This window comes from Ornithinibacter sp., assembly GCF_035443565.1.
In the GTDB taxonomy this organism is placed as follows: Bacteria; Actinomycetota; Actinomycetes; order Actinomycetales; family Dermatophilaceae; genus Fodinibacter.
In genome coordinates, this window is record NZ_DAORSO010000416.1 from 1 (window position 1) to 1128 (window position 1128).

The 1128-nt window shown below is 67.1% G+C and carries 2 protein-coding genes; both read left to right on the forward strand.

The genetic code is table 11. The features are described from left to right. Window positions 1–155, forward strand: a 155-nt coding sequence (locus PLL68_RS15645; RefSeq protein WP_324535681.1) for a nucleoside-diphosphate kinase, incomplete at its 5' end; no start/stop codon positions are given. An 87-nt stretch (window positions 156–242) separates the two neighbouring features. Continuing rightward, window positions 243–1128, forward strand: an 886-nt coding sequence (locus PLL68_RS15650) for a dihydrolipoyl dehydrogenase family protein (RefSeq protein ID WP_324535680.1), incomplete at its 3' end; no start/stop codon positions are given.

The window sequence follows — 1128 nt, forward strand, 5'->3', positions numbered from 1 at the left end:
CCGGTGCCACCGACCCCACGGCCGCCCTTCCCGGCACGATCCGCGGTGACCTCGGTCGCGACTGGGGCGCCAAGGTCCAGAAGAACATCGTCCACGGCTCGGATTCGCCCGAGTCGGCCGCGCGCGAGATCGGCATCTGGTTCCCCGAGCTCTGATCCACCCGCCACGCCCGGATCACGGCGGATGCCGTGCCACGGCATCCGCCGTGATTTTCGTCGCCCGCGGCGGATAGGGTGAGTGCCATGGCTGACTTCGACGTCGTGGTGCTCGGTGCAGGTCCTGGTGGATACGTCGCGGCGATCCGCGCTTCCCAGCTCGGGAAGAAGGTCGCCGTCGTCGAGAAGAAGTACTGGGGCGGGGTGTGCCTCAACGTCGGCTGCATCCCGAGCAAGGCGCTGATCAAGAACGCCGAGCTGGCCCACGTGCTCACGCACGACAAGAAGAAGTACGGCATCGAGGGCGACGCCACGATGTCCTACGGACCCACCCACCAGCGCTCGCGCCAGGTCTCCGACGGCATCGTGCGGGGCGTGCACTTCCTCATGAAGAAGAACAAGATCGAGGAGATCGACGGCTGGGGCACCCTCACCGGCCCGTCCTCGATGGACGTCGCGCTCAACGACGGCTCGAGCCGTCAGCTGACCTTCGACCACCTCATCATCGCCACCGGTGCCACCACCCGGATGCTGCCCGGCGTCACCGTCTCGCAGAACGTCGTCACCTACGAGGAGCAGATCCTCGACCCCAACCTGCCCGGTTCGATGATCATCGCCGGGTCCGGGGCGATCGGCGTCGAGTTCGCCTACGTCATGAAGAACTTCGGGGTCGACGTGACGATCGTGGAGTTCCTCGACCGCATGGTGCCGACCGAGGACGCCGACATCTCCAAGGAGCTCGCCAAGCACTACAAGAAGCTCGGCGTGAAGGTCCTGCTCTCCACGAAGGTCGAAGCCGTCGAGGACACCGGCTCGGGGGTGCGGGTCACCGTCTCGCCGGCGGCCGGTGGTGAGCAGCAGGTGCTCGAGGCCGACAAGTTCATGTCGGCCATCGGGTTCGCCGCCCGCGTCGAGGGCTACGGCCTGGAGTCCACCGGCGTCGCCGTCACCGAGCGCGGCGTGATCGACATCG